The organism is Streptomyces chartreusis (genome assembly GCF_008704715.1).
Classification (GTDB): domain Bacteria; phylum Actinomycetota; class Actinomycetes; order Streptomycetales; family Streptomycetaceae; genus Streptomyces; species Streptomyces chartreusis.
The window spans coordinates 3,410,306-3,427,744 of record NZ_CP023689.1 but is presented as its reverse complement, the minus strand read 5'-3'; the positions used below and the strand labels follow the sequence as shown (position 1 = coordinate 3,427,744).

The 17,439-nt window shown below is 70.2% G+C and carries 18 protein-coding genes; 6 read left to right on the top strand and 12 right to left on the bottom strand.

The window, feature by feature from the left end:
* Positions 1-14: 14 nt before the first annotated feature.
* The 7 genes from CP983_RS14350 to CP983_RS43955 form a co-directional block, all read right to left on the bottom strand.
* Complete coding sequence (locus tag CP983_RS14350; protein WP_150506590.1) at positions 15-1,454, bottom strand: glycosyltransferase family 39 protein; 1,440 nt, start codon at positions 1,452-1,454, stop codon at positions 15-17.
* A gap of 355 nt (positions 1,455-1,809) precedes the next feature.
* Positions 1,810-2,880, bottom strand: a complete 1,071-nt coding sequence (locus CP983_RS14345; protein WP_150499813.1) for a methyltransferase domain-containing protein — start codon at positions 2,878-2,880, stop codon at positions 1,810-1,812.
* Entirely contained in the window at positions 2,877-4,259 is a 1,383-nt protein-coding gene (locus CP983_RS14340) for an MFS transporter (RefSeq protein WP_167537705.1), read from the bottom strand. Before CP983_RS14340 ends, CP983_RS14345 begins: the two co-directional genes overlap by 4 nt.
* The gene (locus CP983_RS43960; protein ID WP_167537704.1) at positions 4,256-5,035 is read right to left on the bottom strand and encodes an aKG-HExxH-type peptide beta-hydroxylase; all 780 of its coding nucleotides are present in this window, start codon (positions 5,033-5,035) and stop codon (positions 4,256-4,258) included. The genes CP983_RS14340 and CP983_RS43960 overlap by 4 nt, the downstream gene beginning before the upstream one ends.
* Positions 5,032-5,712, bottom strand: coding sequence for a TfuA-like protein (locus tag CP983_RS14335; RefSeq protein WP_107902922.1), 681 nt, complete (start codon positions 5,710-5,712; stop codon positions 5,032-5,034). The genes CP983_RS43960 and CP983_RS14335 overlap by 4 nt, the downstream gene beginning before the upstream one ends.
* On the bottom strand, positions 5,709-6,938 hold the full coding sequence (locus CP983_RS14330; protein ID WP_150499811.1) for a YcaO-like family protein: 1,230 nt from the start codon (positions 6,936-6,938) through the stop codon (positions 5,709-5,711). Before CP983_RS14330 ends, CP983_RS14335 begins: the two co-directional genes overlap by 4 nt.
* 99 nt (positions 6,939-7,037) lie before the next feature.
* Positions 7,038-7,178, bottom strand: coding sequence for a hypothetical protein (locus CP983_RS43955; RefSeq protein WP_163016824.1), 141 nt, complete (start codon positions 7,176-7,178; stop codon positions 7,038-7,040).
* Between the two features lie 412 nt (positions 7,179-7,590).
* Here CP983_RS43955 and CP983_RS14325 point away from each other — a divergent pair, with 412 nt between their 5' ends.
* Together CP983_RS14325 and CP983_RS14320 are read left to right on the top strand one after the other, a co-directional pair.
* The gene (locus tag CP983_RS14325) at positions 7,591-8,958 is read left to right on the top strand and encodes a TldD/PmbA family protein (protein WP_167537703.1); all 1,368 of its coding nucleotides are present in this window, start codon (positions 7,591-7,593) and stop codon (positions 8,956-8,958) included.
* Positions 8,955-10,310, top strand: coding sequence for a TldD/PmbA family protein (locus tag CP983_RS14320; protein WP_150499809.1), 1,356 nt, complete (start codon positions 8,955-8,957; stop codon positions 10,308-10,310). The genes CP983_RS14325 and CP983_RS14320 overlap by 4 nt, the downstream gene beginning before the upstream one ends.
* Before the next feature lie 85 nt (positions 10,311-10,395).
* Here the strand turns inward: CP983_RS14320 and sodN are convergent, their stop codons facing one another.
* Complete coding sequence (sodN, locus tag CP983_RS14315; RefSeq protein ID WP_007491258.1) at positions 10,396-10,791, bottom strand: superoxide dismutase, Ni; 396 nt, start codon at positions 10,789-10,791, stop codon at positions 10,396-10,398.
* Between the two features lie 145 nt (positions 10,792-10,936).
* Here sodN and sodX point away from each other — a divergent pair, with 145 nt between their 5' ends.
* Complete coding sequence (sodX, locus tag CP983_RS14310; RefSeq protein WP_126898332.1) at positions 10,937-11,371, top strand: nickel-type superoxide dismutase maturation protease; 435 nt, start codon at positions 10,937-10,939, stop codon at positions 11,369-11,371.
* Here the strand turns inward: sodX and CP983_RS14305 are convergent.
* Positions 11,275-11,904, bottom strand: coding sequence for a CGNR zinc finger domain-containing protein (locus CP983_RS14305; protein ID WP_030945828.1), 630 nt, complete (start codon positions 11,902-11,904; stop codon positions 11,275-11,277). The genes sodX and CP983_RS14305 overlap by 97 nt on opposite strands.
* Before the next feature lie 99 nt (positions 11,905-12,003).
* Between CP983_RS14305 and CP983_RS14300 the strand changes: the two genes are divergently transcribed.
* From CP983_RS14300 to CP983_RS14290, 3 genes are all read left to right on the top strand, one after another.
* Complete coding sequence (locus CP983_RS14300; protein ID WP_150499808.1) at positions 12,004-12,774, top strand: class I SAM-dependent methyltransferase; 771 nt, start codon at positions 12,004-12,006, stop codon at positions 12,772-12,774.
* 136 nt (positions 12,775-12,910) lie between these two features.
* Positions 12,911-13,399 (top strand): SigE family RNA polymerase sigma factor, encoded by a 489-nt coding sequence (locus CP983_RS14295; RefSeq protein ID WP_150499807.1) that lies wholly within the window; start codon positions 12,911-12,913, stop codon positions 13,397-13,399.
* Positions 13,396-14,091, top strand: coding sequence for a hypothetical protein (locus CP983_RS14290; RefSeq protein WP_107902906.1), 696 nt, complete (start codon positions 13,396-13,398; stop codon positions 14,089-14,091). The genes CP983_RS14295 and CP983_RS14290 overlap by 4 nt, the downstream gene beginning before the upstream one ends.
* Before the next feature lie 61 nt (positions 14,092-14,152).
* Here the strand turns inward: CP983_RS14290 and CP983_RS14285 are convergent, their stop codons facing one another.
* The 3 genes from CP983_RS14285 to CP983_RS14275 are packed head-to-tail and all read right to left on the bottom strand — an operon-like array spanning position 14,153 to position 16,853.
* Entirely contained in the window at positions 14,153-14,914 is a 762-nt protein-coding gene (locus CP983_RS14285) for an amino acid ABC transporter ATP-binding protein (protein WP_150499806.1), read from the bottom strand.
* Entirely contained in the window at positions 14,911-15,855 is a 945-nt protein-coding gene (locus CP983_RS14280) for an amino acid ABC transporter permease (protein ID WP_150499805.1), read from the bottom strand. Before CP983_RS14280 ends, CP983_RS14285 begins: the two co-directional genes overlap by 4 nt.
* A gap of 35 nt (positions 15,856-15,890) precedes the next feature.
* Positions 15,891-16,853, bottom strand: coding sequence for an ABC transporter substrate-binding protein (locus CP983_RS14275; RefSeq protein WP_150499804.1), 963 nt, complete (start codon positions 16,851-16,853; stop codon positions 15,891-15,893).
* Between the last annotated feature and the right edge of the window lie 586 nt (positions 16,854-17,439).

The following is a 17,439-nucleotide window of genomic DNA, read 5'->3' as shown; positions in this document are numbered from 1 at the left end:
ATCGTAGAACCCGCTCAGGTGTTCTCCGGCGGCCCGATCCGCTCGTACACCGTCACCCGCCGGCCCCGGACCTGTACGTCCGCGACGACCTTGAAATGCTTCTTCAGTACGGCGGTCTTCGCCTTGTCGCGCTCCGCCGTCACCGCCCGTGCCACCGCGGGCACGTCGGTGACCAGCAGGATCCGCCGCTGGGCCAGCATCGCGGCCCGGATGCGCGCGGGATCCGCCTCCTCGCCCTTCAGCGTCCCCGACGCCACCGGGCCGCGCACGAGCGCCACGTCCCGCAGCCCTGCGAAGGCCTCGGGGGAGACCAGGGCGGTGTCGCGCCGGGCCGCCGGTACGAAGACCACCGCGTCGCCGGTCTCCTTCAGCCGCCGTACGTCCGTCGCGACGGCCAGGACGTCGTCCACCCTGCTGTCGGGGGAGCGCTTGGCCAGCGACTGCGGCAGCAGCGCCACGAACGCGACGGCGACCACGACCGGCACGAGCCACGCGGAGGTGCGCGGATGGCGGGGCCCGGCCGCCCGGGTCGCCGAGCCCAGCGCGGTGCCGATCAGCAGGGCCAGGCCCAGCATGCTGAACAGGATGTAGCGGTCCAGGAAGAGCGGCCGGACCAGGGAGAGCCCGAGCAGGCCGAGTTGCGGCACCGCCAGCAGCGGCAGCCCGACGGCCGCGACCGACAGCCGCCCGGTGTGCGGCCGGTCCAGCAGGGACCCGAGACCGCCGATCGCCAGCAGGACCGCCGGGCCGATCAGCATGTGCCAGGTCAACGGGGGGATCCAGGAGACCTGTTCGGACTGGCGCCGGCTGAACAGGATCAGCGGCAGCACCGCGGCGACGGCCGGCGCCGACGCCACCGCCCAGCCCGTCCACGTCCGCCGCCGGGCCCGCGTCCACACCAGGGTCGCCAGGTGCGCGGGCAGGATCAGCAGCGACAGCCAGTTCAGCAGCCCGCACACCGCGACCGTCCCGGCGTACCCGAGCCAGTGCACGGCACGGCCGCGTCCCTGGAGGACGGTCACCAGCAGCAGCGTCGAGATCCCGGCGCCCGCCGCGACCAGCGCGTACGGGCGTCCTTCCTGGAGATGGAACTGCACGGCCGGCAGCAGTCCGAGCGCCAGCCCGGCCGCGAGGCCCGCCCGGATCCCCGCCAGCCGGCGGCCGATCTCGGCCACGCAGACCGCCGCGACCGCCATGGCCAGGACGGAGGGCAGGCGCAGCGCGGTGGTGCCGGGGCCGAAGCACTCGAAGACGGCGTGCATCAGCAGGTAGTAGAGGCCGTGCACCGCGTCGACCTGCGCGAGCATCTGCCAGATGTCCCCGGTGGACCGCTGTGCGACCTGCCAGGTGGCGGCCTCGTCACGCCACACGCTGTGCTGCCGGGACAGACCCCACAGACCGAGGGCGATGGTCCAGACGAACGGGACCAGCCGGAGGGAAGCCTTGCCGAGCAGGCGGGAATTCGCGCGTACCGGGGCCGAGTTCAAGCGGGCGTTCTCCAAGGGATCGACGTGCAGTCCGGCGGGGGCCGGCCGCCGGGTGAGGTGATCCCACTCGCCCGCTCTCGCGGAGCACGGCGAAAACCGTCACGGCCGCAGGCCGGGACGGGATCCGAGTGCTGCTCAGCTTCCCCCGTACGCCACCCGGGCACAGTTCGGCACCAGGGGTGGACATGCCAGAACCTACGGGACCGCGACGATCTCCGGCCACCGCTCGGCACGTGAAGACAATCACCGCCAATGCATGGAACCTTGAGCGCGACCGGCTGTCGCATAGGTCCGGTTCGCCATGGAATCGGCGGTTGTACGGTCAGGTTCGTGCGAACAGCACGACGTCCACGAAGTACAGCCGCCAGAAGCGGGAGTAGTCCCGCCAGAGCCACGGCACGCGGTCGTCCTCCCAGACCACCTTCAGCCCTCGCTCACCTGCCGCCCGGCGCAGCGCGGAGGCGGAGCTCTCGTCCGCGGCACCGCCGAGCCGGCGCTCCTTGGCGACGCCGGACCAGCCGTAGGGTGAGGTGATCAGCACATGGCCGCCGTCCGCCGAGGTCTGGGCGGTGAGCATGTCGAGGAGCCGGGCCGGGTCCGGCACCAGGTCGATGAGGTTGACCGCGCAGGTGAGGTCCGACGGGCCGCCGGTCGTGCGGTTCAGGCCGGATCCGACGACGAAGTCCGCATGCCGGGGGTCGGCCCCGATCATCAGTGGGCGCTCGTCGTGCAGATCGCCCTCGCTGTAGGCGCGGTAGCTCGCCAGCCCGCTCGGTGCGGAGAGGAGGGCGCGACGTGCGGCCAGTACCGACAGGAACGACGTGTCGATGCCGAGCGTGCGGCATCCGCGCTGCGACAGCAGCGCGGAGAGGCCGCCCACGCTGCTGCCGACGTCGAGCGCGCTCGCGGGCCGCACCCGGTCGAACAGGGTGGTCGCGGTGGCCCAGAGGTCGCGAGGGGCGCTCGCGGCCAGCAGGGTCGCGACGAGTTCGTCGGTGGCCCCGTCGACGGCGTGCCGGTCGTAGTGGGAGCCCAGGAACGCGTTCACGTAACGGTCTTCGAGCTTCATGCTGCGGTGGACGTGCCGGGCGTCGACGGTGCCGGGGGCGCGGGCGGTCAGCCAGCGCTCCATGTCGGGGGTGGGCCGGTGCTCGGGGAGGTTCACCATCACCCCGAGGTGGTCCTTGAGATAGGGCGCGAGGTCGTCGACCAGGATCAGCACGCCGGCGACGACCGGGTAGACGGTGCCGCAGGACTCGCAGGGGACGAGGCCCTCGACGACGTCCTTCTCGCCGGTACCGAGGGTCGCGGTGTCCCAGGCGTCGAGGGACAGGGTGGCCGGAGCGCAGTCGTCCTTGGGACACCGTACGCGGGTGAGAGTCGACTCCTTCATCGCCGGGCTGTCTCCGTTTCGTGCGGCTCGCCACCGAAGGCGTGCGGGAACTTCCGCAGATAGATGTCGTCGAGCTGCTCGTCCGGCAGGTCGAGGAACGTCGTGAGCACCCGGTCGCGCGCCGCGACGAGCGCGCAGACGCAGATCAGTGCGCCGAGGGCGATGAGCGCCCACAGTTCACTGGCCGTACGGGAGATGAAGCCGCTGCTCAGCGAGCCGAGCGGCATCACGATCCCGGACAGGAAGGACGACGTGGCGACCATCCGGTTGCGGTGCGAGGACGGCGTCGCCAGCAGCCGTACGGTCCCGGTGTTGGTGGTGATCATGCACAGACCGGCGCCGGACAGCGCCAGGAGCAGCGCACTCGCGGCGGTGAACACGAGCGCGTCGCCGAACCCCACCGCCATGGCCACCAGCCCCGTCCCCACGAAGCCCGCGCCGAGGACCGCGAAGCCGGCCAGTACCGTGCGGCGGCGGCCGAACAGCCGGTCGCTGAGCCCGACCAGGGCGGCACTGCCCACGAACAGGCCCACGGCGAAGGCCGATTCGACGACGCTCAGCACCCAGGTCTGCTGGGGGTAGCGCTGGGCCACCAGCACCGGCACGATCACCGCGAAGACGGGATACAGGGCGAAGTTGACGACCATGGTCAGCATCGCCAGCCGCCACTCCGGCGGGACACGGCGGATGGAACGGAAGCCGTCGCGGGTCCCGGACGCCCAGGCGGCGAGGCCCCGTTGCGGCTGCTGCCCCGTCCGGTGCTCGTCGGCCGGGGTGGGCAGGAGGACGACCATGAGCGCGGACACGGCCACGACGGCGCATGCCGTGCCGAGCACCGCCGCATGACCGAGCGGGCCGATCAGCGCACCCGCCGCGATCGGCCCGGCGAACGAGGAGAACGACATCACCGTGCTGCGGATGCGGACGGCACTGGCCACCGACGACGTCTGCACCATGGAGCGGATCATCGACATGAGGAGCGGTTCGCGCACACCGAGACTGACACCGAGCATCGCGATGCCCAGCACGACGGCCCACAACTGGTAGACGCCGGAGAACGCCAGCCAGGTCAGCAGCCCGCTGACCAGCGCCGATCCGACGAAGCAGCACAGCACGACCGTACGGGGCGCGAACCGGTCCCCGAGCCAGGCCAGGGTCCCGCGCGACAGGACGTCCGCGCCGATGGCGAGCGCGAGCAGAGCACCCAGCAGGGCGTCGTTCCCCGTCTCCGCCAGCACCCACCAGGCCAGCGCGATCTCCACGCAGCGGGTCGCGACGGTCCCGCACAGCGCGGCGATCTGGAGGAGCGCGAAGTCCCGGACTCCACTCCGTGACCGGCCCGTCGGGCCGGCCTGTGGATCAGCGAGCAAGTCCGTCACCGAGTTTCCGCCGGGTGGGCCGGCTCCTTGAGCAGTTCGTCGAGCCTTTGCGCCAGCGCGTCCTTGACCAGGTCGCCGGTCGAGCTGCCGTGCGGGCGCCGGTCCATCTCGACCAGGCAGCCTTCGAGATAGCGCGTGAGGTACTGGAGCCTCTCATCCACCCCGCCCTCGCCGGCCGCCCGTCGCCGAGAGAGGGCCCAGGCCGCGGCCGCCGCGAAGTGCGCCGCGAACATGACGCCGCGGTACGTCTTGCCGTCGGTGCCGGACGGCAGGACGTAGTCGTTCGGCGCCCCGGGGACCTGGAGGTCGTAGACCTCGGCGATGAAGTTCAGCCAGATATGGGCGTGTTCGTGGATCAGGGTCTCCCGCAGCGTCTCCTCGTCCCGGAACGCACCGGGGCCCAGGTAGATCGTCTGCGGTACGAGGACGGAGGTGCTGCTCGTGCTGGTCGCCATGCGCCGGTACCGCTTCGGCATCGCGAACAGGGGCCGCCAGTCCGGCATCGCCCCCACGACCAGCTGCGAGGCGCCGTCCACGGACGCCGCCTCGGCCGTCGGGAGTTCGTCCCAGGCCACGTCCTCGACCTTGGACACCGCGTGCCGGTCGAAGATCCGCTTGGCGTTCTCCGGGTCGAGGTAGGCCGCGAGCGACGAGTGGGCCTCGGGGTCGGCGCTGCGCCGTACCAGGGCCACGGCGGTCAGCAGCGCCTTCGGCCTGAAGGCGGCGTCGACGAACGGCACGCCCCCGATCTCGGCGAGGAATTCCCGGGGATTCACTTCTGTGTCTCTCCTTCCGCAGCGGTCCAGGGCCGTTCGGCCAGGAAGGCTTCGAGGTCGTGGGTCTTGAGCCGGAAGCGGTCGAACTCCCTCATGTCGCCACGGGCCTCCCGGTGACCCAGCTCTTCCAGGCTCCGCGCCAGCGCCGGCAGGGTGCGCTCGCCGTACCAGCGGTTCCTGAAGTCGTCCAGAACCTTGTCGAGTCGGGTGCGGGGGAGGACCTCGGTCCGCGCCAGATGCGTGAGGTAGGCCCGGATGTGGACCAGTGGTTCCGAGACCGCCCGGAACGGCGGCTCCAGTCCGTGCACCAGCGCCACTTCGTCGTCGGCGAACTCCGGGTCGTCGACGAACCGCTGGAACACCGCGCCGTAGCCGCGCATGCCGAGCGTGCGCATCTCGGCGGCCCGGATCGCGCCCATGGAGCACAGGCCCCACACCCGCCAACCGAGTTCCAGGGCGTTGCGCAGTTCCCGGTGGCCGACGGAGGGATAGCTGTGGAAGGTGCCGTCCGCCAGCAGGATCACACCGGGCTCGGCGTGCTCGGCATGATCGGCGTACTCGGCGACGAGCCGGTCGACGGAGGTGCGGCGGGCCGGCGGGTGGACGCGGACGTCCTGCGGAAGAGGGGTCCGCAGCCCGTGCGCGGAAGGGCCGACGAAGAGATGGACGTGCGTCACGACAGGGCCGCCTCCGTCCGGCTGTCACGCGTAGCGTGGGCCGCGAGCCGCCGTCCGACGCGTTGCAGGGCGGGCTGGAAGGACTCGAGGCCCGGCGCGATGACGCGTACGACCCGCAGCTCGACGTCCGGCACGGGCGTCAGATCCACCGTCAGCACCTGCCGTACGCCTGCCGATTCGGTACGGGCGCGCAGCAGCTCCAGCGCGGCGTGCAGCGAGCCGATGTCGTGGCTGTGGTCGGGTATCTCCGCCATGGTGAGCGCGCCGGCGGGGTCGCACACCTTCCGGCGCAGTTCGGCGGTCGCCCGGAGCTCGGCGTCCCGCGCGGCCCGGTCGAAGTAGTCGTGGCGGTCGATGATGTCGTCGCGCCCGCCGTGGATATGGGAGAGCCGTGACTGCGCGGCCTCGGAAATGGCCCGTACGGCGGCGATGTCGCGGTTCACATGGAGGCCGGCGCCGAACGAGATGGCCACGGGTGCGGTGTCCTCCGGCTCCAGCAGATACGCCTGGAAGAACGGAAGTCCGAAAGCGTTCGGTGTCGTCCGCAGGGCGACGTCGAGACCCGCACCGCGCACCCGTCCGACGAGATCGGCGACATGCCCCGAAACGCTCTCGATTCGCACCGGCAGGGAAGTGTCCCGGATGAGGTGGAACGCATGGACATCGCGCTCCAGGAGTTCCGCGAGACCGTGGACCGTGGCTTCGAGTGTGCTGTTTCCCGAGCTCAGTCCGTTCGTGCTGCTGCCGAACAGGCGCTGCCCGTCGGGCCAGTGGAACGGCGAGAAGACCAACTCCGCCGGCACGAATACCGGAATCCCTGTTTCCATGTCTCGCGCCGCGACACAGGGCAGCTTGTCGCTCGCCATCGCCTTGCGGCCCAGAATGGGGCAGAGGTCGACGAAGTCGAAGAGCGCGCCGTCCTGCGCGGCGATCTCCCGCGGAGACAGAAGCCTTATGTCCCATTTCTCGGGGGCGAATTCGGCCGCGGCGAACTCGATCGCCTCCATGTAGGCCCCGACCTGAGCCTCCCGCGGCCGGAGCCCTTTCCCTGCGTTCACGCAGAGCGAGCCGCGCTGGGCCGAGGGCCGGATGCTCGCGTACACCGGGATTCCGACCCGGTCGAGCCAGGTGGTGTCGGTGACCCGGGTGATTCCCAGTCGCGGGGCCACCGCCCGTGCCTTTGCCAGCGTGTCGTCGAGCGAGCACTCGCGCAGGCTGGAGGTCATTCGATGCACAGCAGCCAACCTTCTACCCGATCCGGTGCCGTCAGTACTGCGGGGAGGCCTTGGAACAGGCCTCCCCGCAGGTCCGCATTACGCGGTGAATCAGGCCTCGTTGAGGTTGTTGGCCTCGTGCGCGACGAAACCGGCGCGCATGACGCCCTCGTCGTTCACGAGCATCGAGAAACGCTCGGTGGTCTCCTCGTCGAGGAAGAGCGAGTTGTCGATGGACTGGTCCTGGTCCATGGCATTCCTTCCGTTCGGCTGATGAAACAATGCCGGACGAGGGAACGTCGAAAGTACATTGATTCCCCCGTTCCTGATCGCTGACCGTAAGTGTCTCAACAGTGCACCGTCAACGCCCTGTTGATCCCGCATGGCCGGATCGCATAGGTCTCGGGTGAGCCACATTTGCCCGCTTTTATGGAGCTCCGCATATGACTCCGGCAGGTCGGGGACTTGGTTGATTTTGCAACTTGTGTGCGATCCATGGACTGTTCGTGGCTCATTTCCGAGAGGCGTCGGCCGGGCGCAGAGTATTTCTGGAGTATTTCTTCGCACGAGTGGGAGGTTGGGGTTGAATACGCCTGGGTAGGCATGGTGCCTTGCCTTGTCCACGGGATGCATGGGATACGAAACTTTGCTGGATCCTGACCTTTTGGCGATTGCCTTCCGGGAGCGGGGGAGCCTACGGGCCGACTTCGTGGAGATATACGCCGAGCGGTCGGCGGCATCGGCGATGACGATGAAGGACGGCCGCATCTTCGACGCGACGTCCGGCCGGGAACGAGGCGCCGGGGTCCGTGCGCGGCTGGGCCCCACCACCGGCTTCAGCCACACCTCGACCCTGTCCCCGACGGCCGTCCTGCGCACCGTCCGTGAGGCCACGGCGTCGCCGGCCCCCGGTCGGGTTCCCGGCGCGGACGCCACCGACGCCGCGGACGGCACAACGGACCCCCGGGAGACGGACGACGCGGGGAATCGGAGCCGGCACGCCGAACTGCTGCACTCGGTCTCGGACTTGGCGGCCGCCGAGACCGGCAAGATCGTCTCCGTGTCCGCGGTCCTCCGCAGCGAGCGACGCACCTCGCAGGTCGCCAACTCGGGAGGCGTGCACGTGTCCGGTGACACGGCACGCGAACGGCTCGCGGTGACCGTCGTGGTCGGCGCACAGTCGGCACCCGTCAGCGGGCGGGCGTCCCTGGGACTCAACACCCCCGCCGCCCGGCTGACCGAGGAGCACGTGCGGTCCACGGTGGCCGAGGCCGTACGCCGGGCACACGCACGGGAGTCGGCCGCCCCGGCACCGGTCGGCGAGATGCCGGTCGTCCTCGCGCCCGGCACGGGAGCCGTGCTCATCCACGAGGCGTGCGGGCACGGACTCGAGGCCGATCACCTGACCCGGCGCAGCTCGGTGTTCCACGACATGCTGGGCAAGCGCGTGGGGCCTCCTGGGATGTGGCTCGTGGACGACGCCTCGCTCTCCGGCGCCTGGGGCAGTTTCGCCTTCGACGACGAGGGCCACGACGGGCGGCGCACCGTACTCATCGAGGACGGGATCTTGGTCGACTTCCTCTGGGACGAGGTGCATTCCCTGGGCCGGGACGGCGCCGCACCGGCCAACGGGAGACGGCAGAACTACCAGTGCCTGCCCATGCCCCGGATGTCGAACCTCCTCGTCCCGGCGGGTGACACCGCACCGCAGGACGTCATCGCCGACACCGCTCACGGCATCTACGTGGCCAGGTTGGGCAGCGGCCGGGTCAACACCGCCACAGGGGACTTCGTCTTCGCCGCGAAGGAGGCGTACGTCATAGACCGCGGGCGGCTCGGCGAGGCGATCGCGGACTGCAGCCTGATCGGCAACGGCCCGGAGGTGCTGCGCGGGATCGACGCGATCGGCACCGACTTCGCCCTCGGACCGCCGGGGACGTGCGGCAAGGACGGCCAGACGCTCCCCGTCGGCTACGGCCAACCCACGCTGAGAGTTCGGCAGGGGCTCAGGGTCGGAGGTACCGCGCGATGACGTGGCAGGCCGACGGTGCCGTCGTACGGATCGGGCGTGAGGTCGTCTCGCGGGCGCGCCCCGGGGAGCGGGTCGAGGCCTTCGTGGCGCGGGGCATCGACTCGCAGATCGTCGTCCGTGAGCAGACCGTCGAATCCGTGACGCGGTCCGACAGCGGCGGGCTCGGCGTCAGGGTCATCGCCGACGGCCGGGTCGGCTTCGCGTACTCGGGCAGCCTGGACCCCGCCGCACTCGGACAGGTCCTTGCCGACGCGCGCGACAGCGCCCTTTATACGGACGTCCGGGGCGACGCCGTACTGCCCCGCCCGGACGGTGTGCCCGCCGCGGACATCGACCTGTGGAGCGAGGACTGCGTGGCGCTCTCCACCGAGGAGAAGACCGCGCTGTCGCGCGAACTGGAGCGTGCCGTCACGGCGTCGGCCAAGGTGCGCGGCGTGAAGTCCGTGCGCTGGGGAGACGCGGCGGCCGAGTCGGCGGTCGTGTCGACGGAGGGCGTGGAGAGCTACTCGCGGCGGACGTCCTGCTTCGTCTCCACCTACGTCCTGGGTGATCCGGGCACCGGAGTGACCACGACCTCCACGGGCTACACCGTCGGACGCTCACCCGCCGAACTCGACGTGGCGGCCGCGGCCCGCGAGGCACTCGTCGCCCTTCCCGAGGCGGCGCACCGGCAGCCGCGGTCCCAGCGCCTGCGCGTCCTGTTCGACCCGTCCGTCACCGCGGCGTTCCTCGCGGTCGTGAGCGGAATGCTCAACAACCCGGCCACGCACCCGGATCAGGCCCTCGCGGCGGCGGAGCCCGGCCACCGCGTCGCGCCCGAGCACGTGACCCTGGTCGACGACCCCACCGACCCCTCGGCCTACGGCGCGGCACGCCACGACGCCGAGGGCCTGGCGACCCGACGGAACGTCCTGCTGGACCGGGGATGCCTGGCGCAGCGCCTGCACGACTCGACCAGCGGACACCGCGCGGGCGTGCCCTCCACCGGATCCGCCGTCCGCGCCGGCTACAAGAGCCTGCCGCGGGCCGGCGCGCGGGCGTTGAGCCTCGTACCCGGAGACCTCGATCGCGCCGCGCTCCTGTCGGGCGTGACCCACGGTTTCCTCGTCCAGGCCATCAGCGGACTCCAGGCCGGCACGGACCCCCTGAGCGGCAGATTCTCCGCCGCGGTGAGCGGCCGGATGGTCCGTGACGGCGAACTCGCGGAGCACGTCCACCACTGCACCCTCGCATCGAGCATCCCCGAGGCGCTCGGCGGCCTGCTCGCCGTGGGCTCCGACGTCAGGTCATTCCCCGGCAACGCCCGGGGAATGACCGTACTGATCGCCGAAATGTCGCTCGGAGCCCGCTGACCGGCCCGCCCGCGGCCCCGCAGACACGGCAGGGGCCCGACCGATGAACCGGTCGGGCCCCTTGAGGAAGCCAGGAAGCCCTGGGTCAGGCCTTCTTGGTCTCCCAGAAGATCTTGTCGATCTGGGCGATGTAGTCCAGCGCCTTCTGGCCGGTCGCCGGGTCGGTGGACCCCTTGGCGGCGGAGAGCGCCTTCAGGGCGTCGTTGACGAGCTGGTGCAGCTCGGGGTACTTCTCGAAGTGCGGGGGCTTGAAGTAGTCGCTCCAGAGCACCGAGACGTGGTGCTTGGCGAGCTCGGCGCGCTGCTCCTTGATGACGGTGGCACGCGCCTGGAAGTGCGGGTCGTCGTTGGCGGCCATCTTTTCCTGCACGGCCTTCACCGACTCCGCCTCGATGCGGGCCTGGGCCGGGTCGTACACGCCGCAGGGCAGGTCGCAGTGCGCGCTGACCTTGACCTTGGGGGCAAACAGGCGGGAAAGCATGGAGCATTCCTTCCTCGTGATCGTCTTCTCAGGTGGGACATTACTCCCTGCAAGACGGGTTTTCGCGAGTGCCCCCATGGGCTTAGGACAAAAGTCCGGGGTGAGACTGAGACTGGTGGAGGACCCTACCGGGGAGGTGCCGGGGATGCCGGAGTTGTCGCAGGAGACCGAGCGCGGGCGGGCGGACCGGCCCTTCGGGTGGGCCGAGGTGACCGGGCCGTCGATGGTGCCCACGCTGTATCACGGCGACCTGCTCGTGGTGTCGCACCGGGGACGGATCCGGCCGGGGGACGTCATCGTGCTGCGGCACCCGTTCCAGCAGGACCTGCTCGTCGTCAAGCGGGCAGCGGAGCGCCGTGAGGGCGGCTGGTGGGTGCTCGGGGACAACGCGTACGCGGGCGGTGACAGCACCGACTACGGGGTCGTCCCGGACGAGCTGATCCTGGGCAGGGTCCGGCTGCGCTACCGGCCGCGCAAGCCGGATCAGCGCTCCCCGTTCGCGCTGGCCCGCTGGGCGCTCTCGGCCGTGCGGCCGCTGTTCGCCGACCGGTCGGCCTCCAGGCGTTTGCGGGCGCGGTAGGCGGCCACGTTGGCGCGGGTCGCGCAGCGGTCCGAGCAGTACCGGCGGGAGCGGTTGGTGGACGTGTCGAGATAGGCGTTGCGGCAGGGCGCGGCCTCGCACAGGCCCAGGCGGTCCACGCCGTACTCCGTCAGGTGGAAGGCCAGGCCCATCGCGGCGATGGCCGCGTAGCCCGCGGTCGCGTTCGACGGGTGGTCCGCCAGGTGCATGTGCCACAGCGGGCGGCCGTCGTCGTCCCGGAAGTCGTGGCCGGAGATCTGCGGGCTCACCGGGAACTCCAGCAGCAGCGAGTTCAGCAGGTTCACCGCCAGTGCCTCGTCGCCCTGGTCCGCCGCCTCGAACACCGCCCGCAGCCGGGCGCGGACCGAGCGGAAGCGGGTGACGTCGGCGTCGGTGGCCCTGCGGCCCGCCTCCTGGCTGACGCCGAACAGGTCGCGGACGGCCTCGACCGAGGTCAGCGAGTCCTTGCCCCGGGCCGGGTCCTCGCTGTTGACGAGTCGTACGGCATAGTCCGAGTAATAGGCCAGTTCCACTTGTAGTCCTTACGGAGGCGTTCTATCGTCGGGGTGCGGTCGGGTAACAGCTGATCGTGCTTCCAGGGTATTACGTGATGTGCGCGACGGAGGGGCTCGATGACGGACACGGACACCACCACCACGAACGCCGACTGGTCCGCCTGGCAGGAGAGCTGGGACCGGCAGCAGGAGTGGTACATGCCCGACCGCGAGGAACGCTTCCGGATCATGCTCGACATGGTCGAGGCCCTCGTCGGACCCGCCCCGCGCGTGCTCGATCTCGCCTGCGGCACGGGAAGTATCACGGCCCGGCTGCTCGCGCGGTTCCCCGAGGCCAGCAGCACCGGCGTCGACCTCGACCCGGCGCTCCTCGCCATCGCCGAGGGCACCTTCGCGGGCGACGAGCGGGTCTCGTTCGTCACCGCCGACCTCAAGGACCCGCACTGGACGGCGAAGCTGCCGCACGACTCCTACGACGCCGTCCTGACCGCCACGGCCCTGCACTGGCTGCACCGTGAACCCCTCGCGGCCCTCTACGGTCGGGTCGCGGAGCTGGTCCGCGACGGCGGTGTCTTCATGAACGCGGACCACATGATCGACGACTCGACGCCCCGGATCAACGCCGCCGAGCGCGCCCAGCGCCACGCCCGCATGGATCAGGCCAAGGCGCGTGGCGTCCTCGACTGGGCCGAGTGGTGGCAGCTGGCCGCCCGGGACCCGCTGCTGGCCGAGCCCACCGCCCGCCGCTTCGAGATCTACGGCGAGCACGCCGAGGGCGACGCGCCGTCCGCCGAGTGGCACGCACGCGTGCTGCGCGAGAAGGGCTTCGGCGAGGCCCGGGCGGTGTGGTGCTCGCCCTCGGACGCCCTGGTGCTCGCGCTGAAGTAGTGGCCCGACGGCGGCCGCACGGCCGCGCGGAGGCGGTACGAGAAATTCGTACCGCCTCTTCTGCGTCCAAAAAGCCCTCCCACCGCACTGGAAGGAGTGAGACGGTCCCTGCCGGAGGGGCGGGAGAGGGGGCGCGATGACGGGGGGCGCGGAAGCGTCACTGCATGCCTTCGTCGAGGGCAGACGGACGGCCTTGTTCCGCAGCGCCTATCTGCTGTGCGGCAACCCGGACGAGGCGGAGGACCTCGTCCAGACCACGCTGGTCAAGGTCGTCCTCGGCGCACGCCGGCACTCGCGCCTGGACAACCTCGACGCCTACGCGCGCCGGACGCTGGTGAACACCTTCATCGCCGGGCGCCGCCGCTTCTGGCGCCGCGAGCAGGCGTACGGCGAGCTGCCGGACATGCCGGAGCGGTCGGTGGACAGCGACACCGGCGTCATGGTCCGCACCGCCCTCGGACAGCTCGCGCCCAGGCAGCGGGCGGTGCTGGTGCTGCGCTACTGGGAGGACCTCAGCGTCTCCGACACCGCCGAGCTGCTCGGCATGCGCGAGAGCACGGTCAAGAGCCACACGGCGAGGGGGCTCGCGGCGCTGCGGGCCGCGGTGCGGGAGGAGCACGTATGAGCCGGCACGACGACGTGAGCGACGTACCGCGTGCGACGGAGCTGCTGGGGCGGGCCCTCCAGGGCGTTCCGATGCCGTCGGGGCCCGGTGCGGACGCGGTGTTCGCGCGGGCCGCACGCGTGCGACGGCGCAGGCGGGGTGCGGTGACCGGGACCGCGGCGGCCGTCGCCCTGGTGAGCCTGGTCGGCACCGGGGTGCTGCCCTGGAACGGCCCGGAGCGGCCGGGGACCGCGCTCAGCGGCGCCACGTCCGGCGCGCAGCGGCTGGCGAGCCTGCTGCCGCCCGGGACCGGCGAGATCCGCGAGGTCGGGAACGTCGTGGGCGAAGGCCCGTACGACGGGCTCTACGCCGTCCACGGGGACGGCGGCGTCGGGTATCTCAACATCCAGGTCCTGTCGAGCCGGCGGGAGGACTGGCCGGTGTGCTCGTCGGACGTCCCGGGAGCGTCGGCGACCTGCGTCCCCGAGACCCTGCCGAACGGCGACGTGCGTGAGTCCAGCGAGCCGGCGCGGGGGAGCCGCGGGGACGGGTCCTGGCGTTCCGTGCGGCTGTTCACGAAGGGCTACGCGGTCATGATCAAGGCCGCCGACGGGTTCGACTCCAGGTGGGCACTGGGCCCGCGGCTCGACGCCCCGCCGCTGACGGCGGACGAGCTGCGTGCGCTGGTCATGTCGCCACGGCTGCTGCCGTAGGCCCGGCACATGGCGAAGGGGCGGTACGAGGATCTCGTACCGCCCCTTCACCGTCGTACGGTCAGAGCACCTTGGACAGGAACGCCTGCGTCCGCTCGTGCTGCGGGTTGGTCAGGACCTCGCGCGGGTCGCCGGACTCGACGACCACGCCGCCGTCCATGAAGACCAGGCTGTCGCCCACCTCGCGGGCGAAGCCCATCTCGTGGGTGACGACGACCATCGTCATGCCGGACTCGGCGAGGTCACGCATGACGTCGAGGACGTCGCCGACCAGCTCCGGGTCGAGAGCCGAGGTCGGCTCGTCGAAGAGCATCAGCTTCGGGTCCATCGCCAGCGCCCGGGCGATCGCCACGCGCTGCTGCTGGCCGCCGGAGAGCTGGGAGGGGTAGCTCCCGGCCTTGTCGGCGAGGCCGACGCGGTCCAGCAGCTCCCGCGCCCGCTCCCTGGCCTTGCCCTTGTTCACGCCCTTGACCTGGACCGGCGCCTCGACGACGTTCTCCAGTGCCGTCATGTGCGGGAACAGGTTGAACCGCTGGAACACCATGCCGATGTCCCGGCGCTTCACCGCGACCTCGCTGTCCTTGAGCTCGTACAGCTTGTCGCCCTTCTGGCGGTAGCCGACCAGCTCGCCGTCGACGTACAGCCGCCCGGCGTTGATCTTCTCCAGGTGGTTGATGCACCGAAGGAAGGTGGACTTGCCGGAGCCGGAGGGGCCGATGAGGCAGAACACCTCGCCCTGCTTCACCTCCAGGTCGATGCCCTTGAGGACCTCTAGGGGACCGAAGGACTTGTGGACGCCCTCGGCCTTGACCATGGCGGTCATGCCTTGCCTCCTGTCGGCTTCGCGCGGTTGGACAGGGACAGCACGTTCGCCCTGATCTTCTGGAACGGGGTCGCCGGCAGCGAGCGGCTCGACCCGCGGGCGTAGTAGCGCTCCAGGTAGTACTGGCCGACGCTGAAGACCGAGGTCAGCAGCAGGTACCAGGCCGCCGCCAGGAACAGCATCTCGGCGGGGGCGCCGGAGGTCTGGCCGATGTCCTGGGCCGCCCGGAACAACTCGGGGTACTGGACGACCGAGACCAGCGAGGTCGTCTTCAGCATGTTGATGACCTCGTTGCCCGTGGGCGGCACGATCACGCGCATCGCCTGCGGGATCACGATCCGGCGCAGTGTCTTCACATGGCTCATGCCCAGCGCGTGGGAGGCCTCGGTCTGGCCCTCGTCGACCGCGAGCAGACCGGCACGGCAGATCTCCGCCATGTACGCGGCCTCGTTGAGGCCGAGGCCCAGCAGCGCGGTCAGGAACGGGGTCATGAAGTCCGACCACTCGTTCTTGTAGAACGGGCCGAGGTTGATGTACTCGAAGACCAGGCCCAGGTTGAACCAGACGATGAGCTGGACCAGGACCGGGGTGCCACGGAAGAACCAGATGTAGAACCACGCGATCGACGAGGTCACCGGGTTCTTCGACAGGCGCATCACGGCGAGCAGGATGCCGCCGATGATGCCGATCGCCATGGAGAGGACGGTCAGCAGGAGCGTCCTGCCGACGCCGTCCAGGACACGGTCGTCGAAGAAGTAGTCCGGGATCGCACCCCAGTTGATCTTGCCCTGGGAGAACGCGTACACGACGGCGCCCAGCAGGGCGAGCGCCACGACGGCGGAGACATACCGCCCGTAGTGGCGCACCGGAATGGCCTTGATCGCCTCCGGGCCGGCCGGCGGGGTGTCCGCCGGCTCGTCCGTCTTGTGGATGTCAGTCACAGGTGTTGCCTTTCAGTGCCCGCTGTTCGGTGCGGTCACTTGCCGCCGTTGATGGCGGCTTCCTGCACCGCTCCGTCCTCGACGCCCCACTTCTTGATGACCTTCTCGTACTCGCCGTTCGCGATGACCGCGTCCAGCGCGGCCTTGAGGGCGTCGCGCAGCTGGGTGTTGCTCTTGGCGACCGCGATGCCGTACGGCGCCGCCTCGACCTGCTCGCCGACGAGCTGGAAGTCGTTGCCGCCGCCGGAGGTCTTCACGGCGTACGCGGCGACGGGGAAGTCGGAGGAACCGGCGGCCGCACCGCCCGCGCGCAGGCGGGTCTGGGCCTGCTGGTCGTTGTCGAAGGCCTCGATGGTGATCGTCTTGCCACCGGTGCACTTCTTGGCCTCGGACTTCGCCAGGTCCTCGGAGACCGTGCCGCGCTGCACGACGATCTTCTTGCCGCACAGGTCCGACCAGGTCTTGATGTCGGTGTTCTTGCCCTTCTGGGTGTAGATCGAGACACCCGCGGTGAAGTAGTCGACGAAGTCGACGCCCTCACCGACCTTCTTGCCGGTGTCCGAGTCGATGCCCTCCTGGCGGTCCTTGGTGTCGGTCATCGCGGACATGGCGACGTCGTAGCGCTTGGAGCGCAGACCGGTGATGAGGCTGTCGAACGTGCCGTTCTCGAACTGGAAGGTCACGCCCAGCTGCTTGCCCATGGCGGCGGCGAGGTCGGGGTCGATGCCGACCGTCTTGCCGGAGCTGTCCTTGAACTCGACCGGCGCGTAGGCGATGTCCGAGCCGACCTTGATGACGCCCTTGTCGCGGATCGCCTGCGGCAGCTTGTCGGCCAGGGGCGCGGTGCTCGCCGACCCGGTGTCGTTGCTCTCGGAGCCGCTGTCGTTCGTCTGGTCACCGCAACCGGTGAGAATCAGGGCGCCTGCGACCGCGATCGAGCCGACCGCTGCGAGCCGGGAGCGTGCTGCGGTGGTACGACGGGTGGTGCTTGCGGTCATGGTGGGTTCCTCCGGCGGATGGGTGGAGTTGCCGATGGGGCCGGCACCTGCCTTGGGACCGGCAGGGCCTTGTATTCCTAGGTCGACGAGAGCACACACCTTCGAGTGCCGCGACCTCGTGTGATTACGGCATCTTGCCATTCGGACTAAGGCATTCAGGGCGCTCGGCATGTCAAAATCGGATAACGGGTTACCCCCGAACCACCGCAGTTCGTTACATCCTGACAACACCTTCTGCGGGAATCTGTCCTTCCGGCCGGAAGATCTTCGGTGCGTCTCGGGATGCGGACCGGTCGTGCGTAGGTTTTGCGGCTGACGGGCACCCTTCGCGGTTTCTGACATCGATTGTCCGCTTATTTGGTCACGAATGACACCGGTGTCATCGCCGGGTCGTGTCTGATTCGTGTCCGTCGGTCCGGGTGTTTCCATTCCCGTCATGTGATCTTGCACGTATTGGACTCGTCGTCAGCGGCGTCCGTCCGGTAAGAAGGTTCTTTACACCCCTCATCCGGGGCTCAGGGCGCGTGTGCGGCGCGCCCGTCGCGTACTGGTCCGTACGTCGTACGTCGTACGTATCAACGAGCAG

Bases quoted from the DNA above. Each gene is read 5' to 3' on its own strand.
- CP983_RS14300 (WP_150499808.1), top strand. From the start codon at position 12,004: ATGACGGACACGGACACCACCACCACGAACGCCGACTGGTCCGCCTGG.
- CP983_RS14345 (WP_150499813.1), bottom strand. From the start codon at position 2,880: ATGAAGGAGTCGACTCTCACCCGCGTACGGTGTCCCAAGGACGACTGC.
- CP983_RS14295 (WP_150499807.1), top strand. From the start codon at position 12,911: ATGACGGGGGGCGCGGAAGCGTCACTGCATGCCTTCGTCGAGGGCAGA.
- CP983_RS43955 (WP_163016824.1), bottom strand. From the start codon at position 7,178: ATGGACCAGGACCAGTCCATCGACAACTCGCTCTTCCTCGACGAGGAG.
- sodX (WP_126898332.1), top strand. From the start codon at position 10,937: ATGCCGGAGTTGTCGCAGGAGACCGAGCGCGGGCGGGCGGACCGGCCC.
- CP983_RS14275 (WP_150499804.1), bottom strand. From the start codon at position 16,853: ATGACCGCAAGCACCACCCGTCGTACCACCGCAGCACGCTCCCGGCTC.
- CP983_RS14330 (WP_150499811.1), bottom strand. From the start codon at position 6,938: ATGACCTCCAGCCTGCGCGAGTGCTCGCTCGACGACACGCTGGCAAAG.
- sodN (WP_007491258.1), bottom strand. From the start codon at position 10,791: ATGCTTTCCCGCCTGTTTGCCCCCAAGGTCAAGGTCAGCGCGCACTGC.
- CP983_RS14285 (WP_150499806.1), bottom strand. From the start codon at position 14,914: ATGACCGCCATGGTCAAGGCCGAGGGCGTCCACAAGTCCTTCGGTCCC.
- CP983_RS14320 (WP_150499809.1), top strand. From the start codon at position 8,955: ATGACGTGGCAGGCCGACGGTGCCGTCGTACGGATCGGGCGTGAGGTC.
- CP983_RS14290 (WP_107902906.1), top strand. From the start codon at position 13,396: ATGAGCCGGCACGACGACGTGAGCGACGTACCGCGTGCGACGGAGCTG.